The 1,051-nt window shown below is 63.2% G+C and carries 2 protein-coding genes; both read left to right on the top strand.

Features of this window, described 5'->3' with window-relative positions; genetic code table 11:
- A partial coding sequence (locus BO74_RS21130) for a hypothetical protein (protein ID WP_496445381.1) occupies positions 1-264 on the top strand: 264 nt, incomplete at its 5' end.
- A gap of 28 nt (positions 265-292) precedes the next feature.
- Positions 293-1,048, top strand: a complete 756-nt coding sequence (kduD, locus tag BO74_RS21135) for a 2-dehydro-3-deoxy-D-gluconate 5-dehydrogenase KduD (RefSeq protein ID WP_496445383.1) — start codon at positions 293-295, stop codon at positions 1,046-1,048.
- Positions 1,049-1,051: the final 3 nt, after the last annotated feature.

Genomic DNA, 1,051 nt, shown 5'->3' on the forward strand with positions numbered 1-1,051 from the left:
GGCACCGGCATCGTCGTCGGCTCCTACAAGAAGCCGGCGGAGGTCGACCTCCTCAAGATCGAATTCAAGGAACTCACCCTGATCGGCACCCGCGTCTACACCCCGCGCGACTTCGAAATCGCCATCCGCATCCTCCAGAGCGGGCGTATCGACTTCGACAAGATCCTCACCGTCGCCCCCCCGGCCGACGCCCCGCAGCAATTCGCCAATCTGCTCAGCGGCCAGACCGACGCCATCAAGATGCTTTTCCAGCTCGGCCAATAAACCCGAACAAGCCAAACCAGGACACACCATGCTCGACATCTTCAACCTCAAAGGCAAAGTTGCCCTCTTCACCGGCGCCAGCCGCGGCCTCGGCAAAGCCATGGCCGTCGGCCTCGCCAAAGCCGGCGCCGACGTCGCCGTCGTCGGCCGCAAACGCGACCAGGACGTCATCGACCAGATCACCGCCCAAGGGCAGCGCGGCCAGTTCTACGAACACGACCTCGCCGACCTCGACGGCATTCCTGCGCTCGTCGCCCAGGTCCAGGCCGACTTCGTCAAGATCGACATCCTCGTCAACAACGCTGGCGTCCAAAGCCGGCACAAGGCCACCGAGTTCCCGCGCAGCGACTGGAACTACGTCATCGACGTCAACATGAACGCCGTCTTCTTCATGTGCCAGGAAGTCGGCAAACTGATGCTCGCCCAAGGCAAAGGCAAGATCATCAACATCGCCTCGCTGCTCTCCTTCCAGGGCGGCCTCACCGTTCCGGCGTACGCCGCGAGCAAGGGCGGCGTTGCGCAATTCACCAAGAGCCTGGCCAACGAATGGGCCAGCCAGGGGATCAACGTCAACGGGATTGCCCCCGGCTACATGGACACCGAGATGAACACCGCGCTGAAAGCCGACGAGACGCGCAGCAGCCAGATCATGGCGCGCATCCCGGCAGGGCGGTGGGGCAAACCGGAAGACATGGTGGGTGCGGCGGTGTATCTCGCGTCGGACGCCTCCGACTACGTCAACGGCACCATCATCACCGTCGATGGCGGATGGATGGGGCGGTAAATA

This window comes from Propionivibrio pelophilus DSM 12018, assembly GCF_059569095.1.